Origin of the sequence: Catenovulum sp. SX2 (assembly GCF_052056295.1) — a bacterium.
Classification (GTDB): domain Bacteria; phylum Pseudomonadota; class Gammaproteobacteria; order Enterobacterales; family Alteromonadaceae; genus Catenovulum.
This window is the reverse complement of the sequence record NZ_CP182493.1, coordinates 3701394-3715559: the sequence shown is the minus strand read 5'-3', so window position 1 is coordinate 3715559 and position 14166 is coordinate 3701394. Positions and strand designations below refer to the sequence as shown.

Genomic DNA, 14166 nt, shown 5'->3' with positions numbered 1-14166 from the left:
TTAAACCTGTGTATTCATATTAGGTAGGTGTAAATAAATTAGGGTCAGAATTGAGATAATTAATAAAGTGAAATGCACCATTTGCACATTGCCCATTTTTATCCAATATCCAAACCATAACCCGCCCAATATGAAGCTGATCCAAATCAACATAAAAGCAAAAACAGCCAAAGTGGCCCAGTCTAATGCTGCTGTTACCGGCACGTCGATAAGCTGCATTGAAACCAGCATGACCAAACCACCTGCTATCATTAAAAATAACGCGACCAAAATTTGGCAACTGGCGATAAGTTTTAATAGCTGGCTCATCCAATGGGTATTTTTTAAAGCACGTCTTAACAAGCCTAAACCGAAGTCATTGTCTATTTTAATCGCCTGCATACTTGTCATTTGTGATAACAATTGCACATTGGTTTGGGGGTCAATTAAATTGTTGTAAGCGGCCAACAATAACCAACTGCCAAGCGCTAAAACCAAGCCGCCTTTTGTAAACAAGAGTATGTCTATCAGCATGCCGACTCCATGAGCTCTGTACATTTAACAGTCAATGGTATCAGCCTTTGGCTTGTTGCAACTTCAGTTAAGTTTTGTGCGAAGTAACCTTGGGTATAGCTGGCTTGCATGTGCAGTGCAAAGGCATTCTCATCAACCCAACTTTCCCATAGATTAAAGCGGTAAGGATCCCCCTTGACCTGGCAGACAGAAAACTGAATGCATCCAGCTTCTTGTAAGGTCAGTTCCTGTAACTTAAGCAACTCAGTTTGTGTTTGTTGCAGCTTTTCTGGTTGAGTGACCACCAGTTCTGCTTGTATCCAAAATTGAGACATAACATCCGTATCCTTTTGTAATTGAAGTAACCCAAGAGTAATGCTTTATGCACATACTCTTGGGTGATTAGGGCTACTTAATAGACGGGTGTTTAATTTAAGCTTGCCAAGTCTTGCTTCAACTCTTTTACATACGGGTCATGCAACCAAGCGGGCGTTGACCGACGGTTTAAGGTTGTATTCCAAATAACTTCTCGTTCAAACGAAATTATCTGCTGGTTACGACCAACAATTACCCAACCCCAAGTACCCAAATGCTCAAAAAACAGCTTAACTCGCACGCCCGTGACTAACTGGTTTCTACCGTGTAGGTCAGTAAAAGGGAACGGTGACTCGTGTGGAATTTTATTGGGCTTTTCTAGCTGAGGCATAATCCATTTCACCTCATACTTTCCAACTAAATCAGGGGCAACTTTTGGGATAAATTCAACAGCAGTGGCTTTTGCTTCTTCTTCCGAAGGCAAACCAGCGCCACAGTGCTGCTGCTCAATATGCATAAAACCCATAATCTTGCTCGCATCCAGGTCAACACTGACACTAAAGTGCTCACCACCTAAACAACACTTTTCTTCATAGGTTTTTTGATAACGAAACACAAAAACAGGCACTTGATCGTGACTAAATAACAAACAGCTCACCAAACCATAACCTTCTGGAATAGTTAATGTGTTTTCAACTAACAGTTGCGCTTTATCACGCTGGCTTGCAATATTTTCATTCATCAACATTTGTTTAAATCTCCATATAACTTTATAAAAGAATGCCACCACGTTTTACCCCACCTTCAACCGAGCCATACAAGGGTTCAAACTCGGGTGCAAGCGTACGGCCTTCGTAAGCTGCTAACCAAAGTCGCATTAATAGCCTTGTATGTTCTGGGGTATCTGTATAGGTATTGCGCGAATGGCAAATTGTAAAATTGTTCACAAGCTGTATGTCGCCCACATCAAACTGTAAGTTAAAACATACGTCTGGCTGCTCTAACCTATTATCTAAATAATCAAGCGCCTCAACTTGTAGGTCTGTTAATTTAGGAACGTCTGGGTAATCTTGGCTTAGCTCAATAAATCGGCGTAAATATCGGCTGGCAAATTTGCCTTTGCATTGAGTGAATATGGGTAATTGATACCAAGGTGATAAAGATTTATCTTCAAAGGGGGCTCGCCCATGGTAAAAATTACTGCACAAGACTTCGGCTAAATCTGGGCGCTCTTGTTTAATTTTATTGTATACATTGGTCAAGCTTGCTAGCTTACTTTCACCACCAGTTGCTGACTTATTGATACATAACAAAGAAACAACATCACTTCTATCTGTGTGCCAAGGCAGTTTATCGCTGGTGTTTGTGCCACGACCCGAGTTTGCGTATAAGTTCTCCCCTCGGTTAAACACCTCTTGCAATAACTCACCGTGTAAACTTTGTGGTAGTGCCCAACCTAAATAATGACCAATCCCTAAAAAGATGATTTTGAGTGCATCTTTTGAATATTTAGCCACAGGCAAACCTTTAATCACCTTCAAGCCAAGATCATTTTCTACGTCTTGGCGCATTGCGACTAAAGTTTTGCTCAATGTAGGCAAAACAAAGGTGTGTTGGTTAATTTGCGACAATGACAATTTAGCTGCTTCTGCTTTAGCTAAAGCAGCATCAATTTCAGTTAAATCTTGCGCTGTTAAATAGTACTTCCAACTGTCATCTTGTAATAAGGTTTGCGGTTGCCAAGCAGAACGGTCAGTAATAAAGTCTAGTTGGGTGTTCATGCTAACGCCTCTTTACGCTCTGCTAAGAAAAAGTTAATTGGCGTATCACCATTGATGAAATCAAAAGTTTGGTTTGAGAATTCATCCAATTGACCTTGCATAACTTGCAAAATAACACTGACCACATCGTCACGTGAAATAACTGATTGCGCGTTGTTACTATCCGCCCAGTCAAACTCACTGGTAATTAAACCTGTACCTTCTGAATCTAATAAACGACCAGGTCTTAACAAGGTGTAATTTAAGTTTGAGCGAATCAATCTGTCATCCGCCAAATTTCGCGCCACAAGATAGTGGCGAATTTTTTCTGGCCCTCTAAGTGGCTGGTCTGCTTTTAATGAGCTCACCATAATAAAGCGCTCAATTCCTTGTTTGACACTTTCATCTACGGCTCGAATTGAACCCCATAAATCAACCAATAAAGTTTTGTGTGGTGTTGTACCTGAGCCAGAGCCAGCAGTGAATATAACCTGCTCACAACCTGTAAAAGCTTGGCTGATGTCGCCTTCTAAATCACCCAATACAGCTTCAATGCCCAATGCAGTAAAGTAGTCATATTGCTCGGTATTACGCACCATAACTCGAATATCCATGCCCAGTTTGTTGCACTCGGCTACCAGTTTTTTGCCAATTTTTCCGTTGCCGCCAATAATTAAAGTTTTCATGTTTAACTCCATCTAATTTACTTATTTAAATATTTGAATGATTTACAGTATGGCTTTGCCCGTGTTTAAGCTGAATAGCCATTATGTCTTAGCGCATTGTGCATTTTTGAACATGCATAGCTGTGCACTAACAAGCAGCCAAAATGTTAGTGAATGCTACAGACGCTGCCCCTGAAAAATTTTGTGTCATTGCAATACCCGAATGCCTAGCTTGGTTGTCACCGGCTTGCCCTGTGAGTTGCAAAAAACACTCAGATATCTGATACAAACCTGTCGCGCCAACTGGATGACCACGCGCTTTTAATCCGCCAAAGGTACAAATTGGTAAGTCGCCATTCAGGTTAATCATATTTTCTTGCGCAAATGCGGTGCCTTCACCTTTGGCGGCAAATCCTGCCGCTTCCAAGCTCAAAGCAGTCATCACAGTGTATGCGTCGTGCGGTTCAAAAATACTAATATCACTTGGCTGAACACGTGCCCATGCATAGGCTTTTTCAATTGATAGTTCAGCGGCAACTAATCTTGTAGGCTCTTTACGGTGGGCAATTGCAAGCTGGTCGCTGGCAACTGTTGAGGCCAGAATTCTCACCACTGGCAAACCAAGTTTTTGGTAATATTTTGCCATTTGGCTATTACCTAAAATAATGGCAGATGCACCATCACAAATTGGCGGCGCGTCCAACAATCTTAATGGACCATCTAATACCCTAGATTGAACATAGTCGTCGTTTGATACTGGCTTTCTTAACATTGCCACAGGATTGGTTAACGCATTTTTGTGTGCGTTCACCGAAAACCCAGCAAAGTTGGCCGAGTCAATATTATACGTAGACATGTATTGACGCATTATCTGCGCATTTAAACTTAAGAAAGTAGCACCTTGGCTGCTTTCACTTTCGCGGTGAGAAGCAGTTGCAAGTGTCTTTACAACGAGCTCTCTATCTCTATGGGTCATTTTTTCAACCCCACAAACGGCAACAGTTGAGTGACAACCACTTGCTATTGCAAGATAACCCAAGCGTGCCGCAGCAGCGCCACTTGCACAGGCACCTTCAGCCGTTATTGCTTCAACACCTGCAATACCCGCCTGATTAGCCACTGCAGTCGCAACCAATTGTTGATGACATAACTGGCCAGCCATCATATTGCCAGCATATAGCGCACCAATTTCATTTAAATCTAAGCCAATACTGTCAGTTGCTAAGCGAAGAGCCTGAGCGCCCATTTGACCCACACACAATTCACCATTTTTACTAACTGGGGTCATACCAACACCTAATATATACACATCACAGCTCATGATTAATTTCCCTGTATAAGATGAAATTTTATTTTATACGCGAAAATTAAATGCTCGCTATGGCAAAAAATGAACAACAGGTAAGTAAAAAATGGCTAGATTACAATCGAAAAACTTTAATTATTTAACTTCAGCTGCGCGTAAACAGAGTTGAAGTAAATTTATGCGTTTTAACACTAACTCGTTTATCTTTACTATCCAGTACGGACAGTTTTTCATCTATCAAGGCATTTTTATGTATCTAGTAGCTAGCTATTAGTAGTAAAAATAACGCAGATAGATGGAAAAATAGACATATTGGGCAATTTTGATTATGAGCAGCTGAGGTTATTTAGGTTTTATACTGAGCAATAGTTTGGCTGAAATTTGTTCAGGTTTTATAACACCCATTTCTCTAATAGATACGCTCTCACTATTCATGCCTTGTAGCCAAAACGCACTGTGGTTTTGTTCTATCTGGCAAATTTGTTTAATGATATTGCCGTAAAGCGGGTGATTAACTCGAACAATATCACCGACTTTTAATTTGTGGTGACGAAATTGGGTATAGAAAAGAATATAAGAATTGGCGGGAATAACAGGCAACATGCTGTTGCCTGTTACTTTATTAATTTGTAAGCCAAGAGCTGATAAAACTGATAACAATGAAATTTAGCCCTTCACTTAAATTAATAACTAAGCGTCTAGTTTAGGATAAACAACTTGTTGTGCCGGTGGGTACGGGCATTCAGCTTTAAAAGTAGCAACGCCTTTACTTTGCCAAAATATTTCAGCAAATTGATTAACTTTATCCAACAAATCTAAAGTCGCTGCTTTATCAATATGTTGTTTCGCTTTAGACGCAGCAAGATTAATGCTGTGCACCAGCTCATGCACATGCGGAAATTGGTCGATTTGAGGTTGTTTAATGTAGTCACCCCAAATAACTCGTACTCCTTCTTTTACCTTAGCGCCGTGCTCTTCTTTTTGCATCACCAAACGAACAAATTGTGCTTGTTCGTTAGCAGTTAAACTGTCTTTGGCATTTAACTCTTCCAACAGATCAACCATGCGGATCATAGTTAATACCGCGATTTGCGCAGTCGACGGATCGTAAATTTTACAAGGGATATCGCAATGTGCTGAAACTGACTCGAAAGCATTTTTTGCATCAAGCTTGTTTAATAAATTGTGTAACATAGTGCTTCCTATTTCTGATTATTTTTAATTGCTCGGTTCAAACCTACTTTTAACAAAACAACCGCCAATGCAATTGGTGCTAACCAAAGCAAATGAACTAAATCAGCATATGCTGATGCATGGTCATGACCTGGATGCGCAAACACACTAGCTGGTAGCAATAAGCTTGCGCCAACAACTGTTTTTAAGACTAAGTTTTTCATTTGATTCCTCTATATATTTTAATGAAATCGTGATTCTGGTTGAGTTACCGCCAAATACTGAGTCATTAATCTATCACTGCAGCTTTGGCATATTGGGAAGTCTTGGGTAAATTCTAGTAACGCGGTTAAAGTAATTTTGGTTGCTCTAAACGCTATAAGTTTGTGGTCGTCATCTAAACCCTCTCGTTCAATTAAATGCATCATTGATTGATGGGGTATTAACAAACAGCGCTGAGCTTCTACTACATTGCCTGTTTTTACATGTAGCGCGGATAAGTTGTGATAACCACATATCCAACCTTGAATTGCTTCAACTTGTTTAGGATTCTCTAATAACATGGCATCGAGCTGTTCAATTGCCCCTTCGTAATAACCTTGAGCTTGTTGCCAAGCTTGCTGATTAAAACAGTCATTCCCTTTGGTCATTAATTGTTGCCAATTCATAGTTATTCCCCAAACTTGCAATAGCACAAAGTTAAACACAAATACAAATCATTATCAACTCCAATTAAAAAGGAATAAATCGTTTCTAAAAAGGCCTTTCTATTAAGGCTAATTGGCTATATATTAAATTTAACGGCAAATTTCAGAGGTACAAAAAAAGTGGCAAAATACTTTCGTCTATTTTTAAGTATCTTATTGCTCAGCTGTGTTGTTGTTGAAACTGTACCTTCACAAGCCAGCTTCACCGGTGAACTAGAACTTTCATATAGTGGCAGTACAGTGCCAACCTGTGACAATAGCGACAGCGATTCTTTTGGCATACTGCCAAATTTTGCCAAACTCAACTTTGCTCTCACCCACAAAACACAATTACCCGATTTATACACCTTTAGTCATAAACTCACTTATCAACGCCCAAGTATTCGCTCCCCACCTGCCATTAGCTTTACCACATAAACAATTTTTTATTAATTTGATTTAAGAGGTATTTGCTATGCGAGCAATCCAATTACATGTATTAACCAATGTAGAACACTTAGTTCAACCTGAAGACTTTGATGAGTTATCGGTTAACTCTCCTGCTTTAGCCATTTTTACCGATTTCAAAAAACACAAACCTTTAATGATCGACAGTCAAACCACAGCACTCTCGGCTGAACAAGAGATGTTGCGCACACATGTAAAAATGAAGTTAGTTGTCGATGCAAAACGCGAGTTAGTTGGGGTGATTAGTTTTGAAGATATCTGTAAACAAAACATTGTGAAAATGGCCGCCAATGGTTATCAACAAAGTGAAATATTGGTCACTGATTTAATGCGCCATAGAAGTGAATTAAAAGTCCTAGATTTTAATGATATCGCGCACGCTCGAATAGGTGATGTGATTGAAACGTTGAAACAAAATGGTGTGCAGCACTGTTTAGTGGTCGACAGTCAACAGCATCATATTCGCGGTTTAATCTCCGCCAGTGATATTGCGCGTAAATTGAAATTAAATATTTCTATTCAATACCCACCCTCTTTTGTCGACATTTTTAATGCGATAAAAGACCATTAAACTTTAGCGTCCTATTCAAATACGTCTGCTTCAACGAGCAGACGTATTTCTTTGTAGAACAGCACTCTTAGTGTTATCTAGGGATCTTAAAAACTATAACTAACAGTTACGCTGCCATTAGCTGGTGCTGCGTAATAACCTATAGTATGTAAACTCGTTATGTATTTTTCATCGGTAATGTTGTTTATGTTCGCCTTAGCTGACAAAGCTTCGGTAATTTGCCATTGGACAAATCCATTTAACAACAAATAGCTGCCTTGAGAAACATTGTAGTCAACATTGCTTACTTCAGACTGCCAACGACCACCTAAACCCAAGGTTAGTGTTGATAACAAGGTGTAATCAACACTAAAGTTGACTGAGTCTCTTGGTGCCCAAGTGTTGGCATCATTGCCTTGCATATCTTCTACATCAATTTTGGCATAACCGATAGAAACATTAAGGTCGTCTGTTACTTTACCAACTAACTCAAGTTCAACACCCTTAGATTCTACGTCAACACCGTAATACCAATATTGGAAGTTTTCATCAGTACCGCCATAAGCGGCTAAATTGTTTTGCTCGGCGATGAAATAAGCCGCTGTAAATAATAGTCTGTCGTCAAACAGTTCTATTTTTACCCCAGTCTCATAATTTTCACCTTTAGTTGGTGCTAAAAACTGACGATCTATACTGTATTGCTCTTGCGGTTGATACACATCTGAATAACTAATATAAGTTCTTACATCATCGGTAATTGCATAAGTTAAGGCTGCGTATGGACTGATTTCGCTCTCGTCATTGTCTATTTCTGCACCACTATTGTTACCTGAACGCTCATAAGCAATGGCGTTAAAACCAACTACAGTAAATAGATTTTCAGTAAAACTGATTTTTGCAGAGCCGTAGAAACGGAATAAAGTTTGGTCAATTTCCGAATAGACGAATTTATCACCCCACTCAGGCTCTGGTATAGCATCCAAAGCGTATGGGAAAGCTGGTGTTGGGCCTAATGCAGGTGTTGTAGCCGAGTCAAAAGCATACTGATGTAATACATCGGTACTTTTTGCCGCGCTCGCACCTAAGTTAAATTCATGATCTAAGCCAAACATATCAGCCACACCACGCAACTTAAGTTCCACTAGGTCTGATTCAAGCTTTCCACCAAAACGACCCGGCCAGCCTTGCAAGCCTAAACCAGTATCTTTATTGATAGCACCGTAGGCGTAGAATAATTTGTCGTCTTCGGTAGAATTACGTTTGTTATAACTTGCTTGCAACTGCCAGCTATTGGCAAATATGTAGTTGAGTTCAACAAATGCTTGTTCTATTGTAGTATCCCAATAGGTCCACTCTTGCGTAGTAGAATCACTGGTATCCCACTCTGCTTGGCTACCGTCATCATAGTTAAACACTAAACCGCCCCAAGTATTGCCATCAGTATTAGCATCTTGATAAGAATAACCTGCAGCAATAGTTGCATAATCACTGATTTGTCCATCCACCACAGCATAAATAAACTGACGGTCATTCTCTAAGCCATTTAAATATGATTCTTTATCTTCAACTGCGGCAACAAAACGGCCAGCCCATTTGTCATCATCAGTTAAGACAACTGAAACATCAGCTTGGGCACGCATAAAGTTATATGAGCCCGCAGACACAGACACTTCACCCGTGTTCTCATTCTTAGGTCTTTTACGCACATAGTTAATCGTACCAGATGCATTACCAACACCAGTTAATAAACCATTTGCACCACGAATCACTTCTATTTTTTCATAACCATAAGAGTCAATTGCACCTGTTACTATGCCCCAGTTATTTGGTAAACCAACACCGTCGATTTGGGTGTTTTTAATTTCATAACCACGTGCTGTATAGTTAGTTCGGTTGGTTTCCCATTCTTCTACGGCAATACCCGGTGCTAATTTAAGCGCGTCATTAATGCTGTTGGCCGCAAATTTTTGAATTTGCTCTTGCGAAACCACACTAATAGATTGTGGCGTTTCACTAATTTCAAGGCTTAAGCCGGTTGCACCTTGGCTTACGCGATTTTGACGCATACCAACAATTTTAATTTCTTCTACATTTCCATCTGTATCTAACTCTTCCTGAGTAACTTCTTCAGCCATAGTATTTAAAGGGTTCAGCGCAAACACAACCGCCGCTGACAAAGGTAGATATTTAAACTTCACAAATAAACTCCAGTGAGAGTAAATTAATTTCAATTGGATAATTGAAAAAACTAGTTACAGAAATATCGCAAGGTCAAATAGTTAAAAACACTACTCCACTTGCAATTGCAGCGGATTATAAGGCAAATGATAATAATTATCATCTTTATTTTTAAATTTACGTTTAATATCTTTTACCTTGATCGCCCAATACTCTCGATAAAAAGTTATTTGTCACCTAATTACTAGATGTTTGTTGTTATCCCGATCTCGGATTAAATAATATTTGCAGCGACGCCGTAGTTGAGGAAAGTCTGTTTGTTAGAAATCAGGCTGTTATCCCACTTAGGAAAAGATGGGATAACAAGCTGATAAGGGGATGAAAATATAGTTTTTAGTTACAATCGACTCTTAAAATTATCGTAACCAAATTCTTTGATAATACGCAGTACATCCGTTTGTGAATTCCACAAAGCAATACTTGGCAGTCCAATGCCATTAAAAGTTGTGGTTTTAACCATAGTGTAATGCGACATATCATCAAACATTAAACGTTGACCAATTTGCAGCGGCTGCGCAAATGAATAATCGCCCATAACATCACCGGCCAAACAAGTTTGCCCGCCAAGTCTATATGTATGCTCTAGCTCATCTTTTTCGCCAGCACCAATAATATCCGCCCGATATGGCATTTCAATGGTGTCAGGCATGTGGCAAGTGGCTGAACTATCTAATATAGCTAAGTTCATTGCATTGAAGGTTAAATCCAATACTTCGCTAACAAGCACACCTGAATGTATTGCAATGGCTTCGCCCGGTTCTAAATACACTTGTACATCATATTTTGCTTGAAAAGCTTTAATGCGCTCAATTAAACCTTCAACATTATAATCAGGTTTAGATATATGATGACCACCACCAAAATTAACCCATTTAAGTTTTGGCAAAATATCAGCAAAGTGTTTTTCTACTTGATCTAAGGTACGTGCCAAAGGTTCAAAAGCTTGTTCACACAGGGTATGAAAATGTATGCCGGTAATGCCTTCGAGCGACTTGCCTGCAAACTCTGGATACGGAATACCTAAACGCGAACCTGGCGCACAAGGGTCGTAAATAGGCTCTGCGCCTTCTGAATGTAATGGATTTACGCGTAAACCAAACTCAAGTTCAGGGCGCTGCGCTTTTGCAGCTTGGATCAGTGGTTGAAATCTTTGCCATTGGCCAAACGAGTTAAATACCACATGATCAGAAATTTTTAAGATTTCTGCTAAATCTTGCTCTGTGTAGGCTGCGCTAAAAGTATGTACTTCGCCCTTGCCTGCTTTACCTGAGGTAAATTCTTCATGGCCAAGTCGTGCTTCGTGCAACCCGCTGGCACAGGTGCCGTGCAAATATTTACCAACCAAAGGGGCTAAGCTGTACATAGAAAAGGCTTTAAGTGCCAACAAAATTTTTGCGCCAGATTGCTGCTGAACATAATCAAGCACTTTTAAATTATTTTCGACTGCGACTTCATCGACCACAAAACAAGGTGAAGGCACACGTGAAGCATCAAACTGCAAAAAAGTTTTACTATTTATCATGGATTTCAAACTTTAACAGGGCGACTAACCGCCAATAGGAGAAACAACAAACAAGGTTGACCAACTTAAGGCCACCTTGTTTGTTAAGTTTGAGTCAGGTTAATTTAGATTAAATCAAAACCTGGATTTTCAATTACTTGCCATGGCAAGCCGTATTGATTCATATCGTCCATAAATGCGTCTGGATCTAATTGTTCCATATTCCAAACACCGGCTTTTTTCCAATTGCCTTGTAAAATCATTTTCGCGCCAATCATAGCTGGTACACCTGTGGTGTATGAAATTGCTTGAGATTGAACTTCACCATAACAGTCTTGGTGGTCTTTAACATTGTATAAATAAACGGTTTTCTCTTTGCCGTCTTTAATACCTGTTACCACACAACCTATACAGGTTTTACCTTTAGTACGCGGGCCTAAAGTTGAAGGGTCTGGTAATAAAGCTTTTAAGAATTGAATTGGCACAATTTGTTGGCCTTGGAATTCAATTGGCTCAATACCTGTCATACCTACATTACCTAACACTTCTAAATGTTTTAGATAACTCTCACCAAAACTCATCCAAAATTGCGCGCGTTTAAGTGTTGGGAAATGTTTGGTTAATGACTCTAATTCTTCGTGGTACATGCGGTAAATATTATAAGTACCAACTTCATCAGGACAAGTGAAACTTTGTTTGCACGACATAGCTGGGGTGGTCACAAATTGACCATTTTCCCAGTGACGACATTCTGCCGTTACTTCACGAATATTAATTTCTGGGTTGAAGTTAGTTGCAAACGGATAACCGTGATCACCACCGTTTACATCAATAATGTCTAACGTGTGTATTTCATCAAAATAATGTTTAGCCAAATATGCGGTAAACATATTGGTTGCGCCCGGATCAAACCCCGAACCTAATAATGCAGTTAGGCCTGCTTTTTCAAATTTTTCTTGATATGCCCACTGCCATTTGTATTCAAATTTTGCTGTGTCTAATGGCTCGTAGTTCGCTGTGTCCATGTAGTGAACACCCGCTTCTAAACATGCATCCATAATAGTTAAATCTTGATATGGCAATGCTACGTTTATCACTAGCTCAGGTTTTATTTTATTTAATAGCTCCACTAATTCAGGAACATTGTCTGCATCCACTTGCGCAGTTGCTATGTCACGATTTAATGTTTGTTTGATTTTTTGGGCGATGTCGATGCACTTAGCTTCCGTTCTGCTAGCCAAGGTAATTTCGGTAAAGACCTCAGGTAATTGTGCACATTTAAATGCAACAACCTGACCGACACCGCCAGCGCCAATAATAACAACTTTACTCATGATAACTCTCTCATTAAAACTCTTTTAAATTCGCACAGTTAACTACTAAGCTTAACCAAGAATCTAAAGATTACAACTCACAATCAAAAAGCCCGCAGTTAAGCGGGCTTTGTCGGCTTAACTTATTCTGCTGCTCCCAGCGGGCGCATATGCGGGAATAAAATTACATCTTTAATGGTTGAACAATCGGCAAACAACATCACCAAACGGTCAATACCTATGCCCTCACCAGCTGTTGGTGGTAAACCATATTCAAGCGCAGTAATGTAGTCAGCATCGTAGTGCATTGCTTCTTCATCACCTGCATCTTTTTCTTCAACTTGTTTGCGGAAACGCGCAGCTTGGTCTTCAGCGTCATTTAACTCAGAGAAACCATTGGCTAATTCACGGCCACCAACAAAAAATTCGAATCTGTCCGTTACAAATGGGTTGTTATCGTTACGGCGTGCCAGTGGCGATACTTCCCACGGATATTCAGTGATAAAAGTAGGCTGCATTAATTGGTGCTCAGCAACCTCTTCAAATATCTCACATAAATATTTACCTGGACCCCAAATACCATCTTGCTCAGGCTCTTTAATATGCAACTGTTTAGCAATTGCTTTTAAGCCATCCAAATTATCTTGTGGATTGTTAATAACATCTGCGTCTAATTCAGGCGCATACTTCAAAATAGCCGCTGACATGGATAAACGCGCAAATGGTTTGCCAAAGTCGTATTCAATGCTTTCAACTACTTCACCATCATCGTTGCGTTTAGTATTAGTCACTATGCTAGTGCCTAATACATCTTCCGCTAAGGTGCGCAACATGTCTTCGGTTAAGTCCATCAAGTCATTGTAATCTGCATACGCTTGGTAGAATTCAATCATAGTGAACTCTGGGTTGTGGCGAGTACTTAAACCTTCGTTGCGGAAGTTGCGGTTAATTTCAAATACACGCTCAAAACCACCAACGACTAAACGTTTTAAATAAAGCTCAGGGGCAATACGTAAAAACATTTCAATGTCTAACGCGTTGTGGTGGGTAACAAATGGTTTAGCCGATGCACCACCAGGAATGGTTTGCAACATAGGCGTTTCAACTTCCATAAAACGACGAGAAGTTAAGTAGTTGCGAATACCACTAATAATTTGTGAACGAATTTGGAAAACATCACGTGTATGTTCATTGATAATTAAATCAACATAACGCTGACGATATTTAGTTTCTTGATCAGCAAGGCCGTGATATTTTTCCGGCAATGGGCGCAATGATTTAGTTAATAAAACATAACTGCTCATATGCACGTACAAGTCACCTTTACCTGACATGCTGACTGGGCCACTAACACCAATAATGTCACCAATATCAATGTTGCCGTATTTTTCTTTTAACTCTTTTTGCACTTGTTTATCTGCATATGCCTGAATGCGACCAGACATATCTTGCAATAACATAAAGGGACCACGTTTAGCCATAACACGGCCAGCCACTGCAACTTGATTGTCTTCTTCTTGTAAAGTTGCTTTATCTTTGTCGCCATGCGCTTTTTGTAAGTCACCCGCATAATGTGAACGCTCAAAATCGTTCGGATGACCATTTGCAGGACAAGTTTCACGAATTGCCGCTAGTTTAGCTTTACGCTCGGCAATCAATTTATTTTCTTCTTGATTAGCTAAATTCTGTTCAGACATTT

At 39.8% G+C, this 14166-nt stretch carries 16 protein-coding genes; 2 read left to right on the top strand and 14 right to left on the bottom strand.

Translation table 11 applies throughout. From position 1 onward, the window contains the following. From ACMZOO_RS15650 to ACMZOO_RS15605, 10 genes are all read right to left on the bottom strand, one after another. On the bottom strand, positions 1-513 hold the full coding sequence (locus ACMZOO_RS15650; protein ID WP_440904248.1) for a DUF2165 family protein: 513 nt from the start codon (positions 511-513) through the stop codon (positions 1-3). Next, a complete protein-coding gene (locus ACMZOO_RS15645; protein ID WP_440904247.1) occupies positions 507-827 on the bottom strand; it encodes a putative quinol monooxygenase in 321 nt (106 codons plus the stop codon). Before ACMZOO_RS15645 ends, ACMZOO_RS15650 begins: the two co-directional genes overlap by 7 nt. A gap of 92 nt (positions 828-919) precedes the next feature. Further along, positions 920-1555 carry a hypothetical protein gene (locus ACMZOO_RS15640; protein WP_440904246.1) on the bottom strand — a complete coding sequence of 212 codons (636 nt, stop codon included), beginning with the start codon at positions 1553-1555 and terminating at the stop codon, positions 920-922. 22 nt (positions 1556-1577) lie between these two features. Continuing rightward, positions 1578-2588 (bottom strand): TauD/TfdA family dioxygenase, encoded by a 1011-nt coding sequence (locus tag ACMZOO_RS15635; RefSeq protein WP_440904245.1) that lies wholly within the window; start codon positions 2586-2588, stop codon positions 1578-1580. Next, positions 2585-3253, bottom strand: a complete 669-nt coding sequence (locus ACMZOO_RS15630) for an SDR family oxidoreductase (protein ID WP_440904244.1) — start codon at positions 3251-3253, stop codon at positions 2585-2587. The genes ACMZOO_RS15635 and ACMZOO_RS15630 overlap by 4 nt, the downstream gene beginning before the upstream one ends. Positions 3254-3380: 127 nt before the next feature. Then, a complete protein-coding gene (locus ACMZOO_RS15625) occupies positions 3381-4553 on the bottom strand; it encodes a thiolase C-terminal domain-containing protein (RefSeq protein ID WP_440904243.1) in 1173 nt (390 codons plus the stop codon). A gap of 327 nt (positions 4554-4880) precedes the next feature. Further along, entirely contained in the window at positions 4881-5198 is a 318-nt protein-coding gene (locus ACMZOO_RS15620; protein ID WP_440904242.1) for a S24 family peptidase, read from the bottom strand. Positions 5199-5228: 30 nt separating this feature from the next. Then, positions 5229-5732 carry a superoxide dismutase, Ni gene (gene sodN, locus ACMZOO_RS15615; protein WP_440904241.1) on the bottom strand — a complete coding sequence of 168 codons (504 nt, stop codon included), beginning with the start codon at positions 5730-5732 and terminating at the stop codon, positions 5229-5231. Between the two features lie 8 nt (positions 5733-5740). Beyond that, positions 5741-5935: a hypothetical protein gene (locus tag ACMZOO_RS15610; RefSeq protein WP_440904240.1), complete on the bottom strand. Its 195-nt coding sequence runs from the start codon at positions 5933-5935 to the stop codon at positions 5741-5743. An 18-nt stretch (positions 5936-5953) separates the two neighbouring features. After that, positions 5954-6379 carry a hypothetical protein gene (locus tag ACMZOO_RS15605; protein ID WP_440904239.1) on the bottom strand — a complete coding sequence of 142 codons (426 nt, stop codon included), beginning with the start codon at positions 6377-6379 and terminating at the stop codon, positions 5954-5956. A 159-nt stretch (positions 6380-6538) separates the two neighbouring features. Here ACMZOO_RS15605 and ACMZOO_RS15600 point away from each other — a divergent pair, with 159 nt between their 5' ends. Beyond that, positions 6539-6835: a hypothetical protein gene (locus ACMZOO_RS15600; protein ID WP_440904238.1), complete on the top strand. Its 297-nt coding sequence runs from the start codon at positions 6539-6541 to the stop codon at positions 6833-6835. Between the two features lie 37 nt (positions 6836-6872). Further along, on the top strand, positions 6873-7436 hold the full coding sequence (locus ACMZOO_RS15595) for a CBS domain-containing protein (protein ID WP_440904237.1): 564 nt from the start codon (positions 6873-6875) through the stop codon (positions 7434-7436). An 86-nt stretch (positions 7437-7522) separates the two neighbouring features. On the opposite strand, the gene ACMZOO_RS15590 is transcribed toward ACMZOO_RS15595, so the two are convergent. The 4 genes from ACMZOO_RS15590 to lysS form a co-directional block, all read right to left on the bottom strand. Further along, positions 7523-9592, bottom strand: coding sequence for a TonB-dependent siderophore receptor (locus ACMZOO_RS15590; protein WP_440906312.1), 2070 nt, complete (start codon positions 9590-9592; stop codon positions 7523-7525). Between the two features lie 398 nt (positions 9593-9990). After that, entirely contained in the window at positions 9991-11175 is a 1185-nt protein-coding gene (gene nspC, locus ACMZOO_RS15585) for a carboxynorspermidine decarboxylase (RefSeq protein WP_440904236.1), read from the bottom strand. 104 nt (positions 11176-11279) lie between these two features. Then, complete coding sequence (locus tag ACMZOO_RS15580) at positions 11280-12488, bottom strand: saccharopine dehydrogenase C-terminal domain-containing protein (protein WP_440904235.1); 1209 nt, start codon at positions 12486-12488, stop codon at positions 11280-11282. Between the two features lie 122 nt (positions 12489-12610). Next, complete coding sequence (gene lysS / locus ACMZOO_RS15575; protein WP_440904234.1) at positions 12611-14164, bottom strand: lysine--tRNA ligase; 1554 nt, start codon at positions 14162-14164, stop codon at positions 12611-12613. Between the last annotated feature and the right edge of the window lie 2 nt (positions 14165-14166).

Coding starts and splice junctions, on each gene's coding strand:
- sodN (WP_440904241.1), bottom strand. CDS start 5,732: ATGTTACACAATTTATTAAACAAGCTTGATGCAAAAAATGCTTTCGAG.
- ACMZOO_RS15610 (WP_440904240.1), bottom strand. CDS start 5,935: ATGAAAAACTTAGTCTTAAAAACAGTTGTTGGCGCAAGCTTATTGCTA.
- ACMZOO_RS15625 (WP_440904243.1), bottom strand. CDS start 4,553: ATGAGCTGTGATGTGTATATATTAGGTGTTGGTATGACCCCAGTTAGT.
- ACMZOO_RS15630 (WP_440904244.1), bottom strand. CDS start 3,253: ATGAAAACTTTAATTATTGGCGGCAACGGAAAAATTGGCAAAAAACTG.
- ACMZOO_RS15605 (WP_440904239.1), bottom strand. CDS start 6,379: ATGAATTGGCAACAATTAATGACCAAAGGGAATGACTGTTTTAATCAG.
- ACMZOO_RS15645 (WP_440904247.1), bottom strand. CDS start 827: ATGTCTCAATTTTGGATACAAGCAGAACTGGTGGTCACTCAACCAGAA.
- ACMZOO_RS15635 (WP_440904245.1), bottom strand. CDS start 2,588: ATGAACACCCAACTAGACTTTATTACTGACCGTTCTGCTTGGCAACCG.
- ACMZOO_RS15595 (WP_440904237.1), top strand. CDS start 6,873: ATGCGAGCAATCCAATTACATGTATTAACCAATGTAGAACACTTAGTT.
- lysS (WP_440904234.1), bottom strand. CDS start 14,164: ATGTCTGAACAGAATTTAGCTAATCAAGAAGAAAATAAATTGATTGCC.
- ACMZOO_RS15580 (WP_440904235.1), bottom strand. CDS start 12,488: ATGAGTAAAGTTGTTATTATTGGCGCTGGCGGTGTCGGTCAGGTTGTT.
- ACMZOO_RS15650 (WP_440904248.1), bottom strand. CDS start 513: ATGCTGATAGACATACTCTTGTTTACAAAAGGCGGCTTGGTTTTAGCG.
- ACMZOO_RS15640 (WP_440904246.1), bottom strand. CDS start 1,555: ATGTTGATGAATGAAAATATTGCAAGCCAGCGTGATAAAGCGCAACTG.
- nspC (WP_440904236.1), bottom strand. CDS start 11,175: ATGATAAATAGTAAAACTTTTTTGCAGTTTGATGCTTCACGTGTGCCT.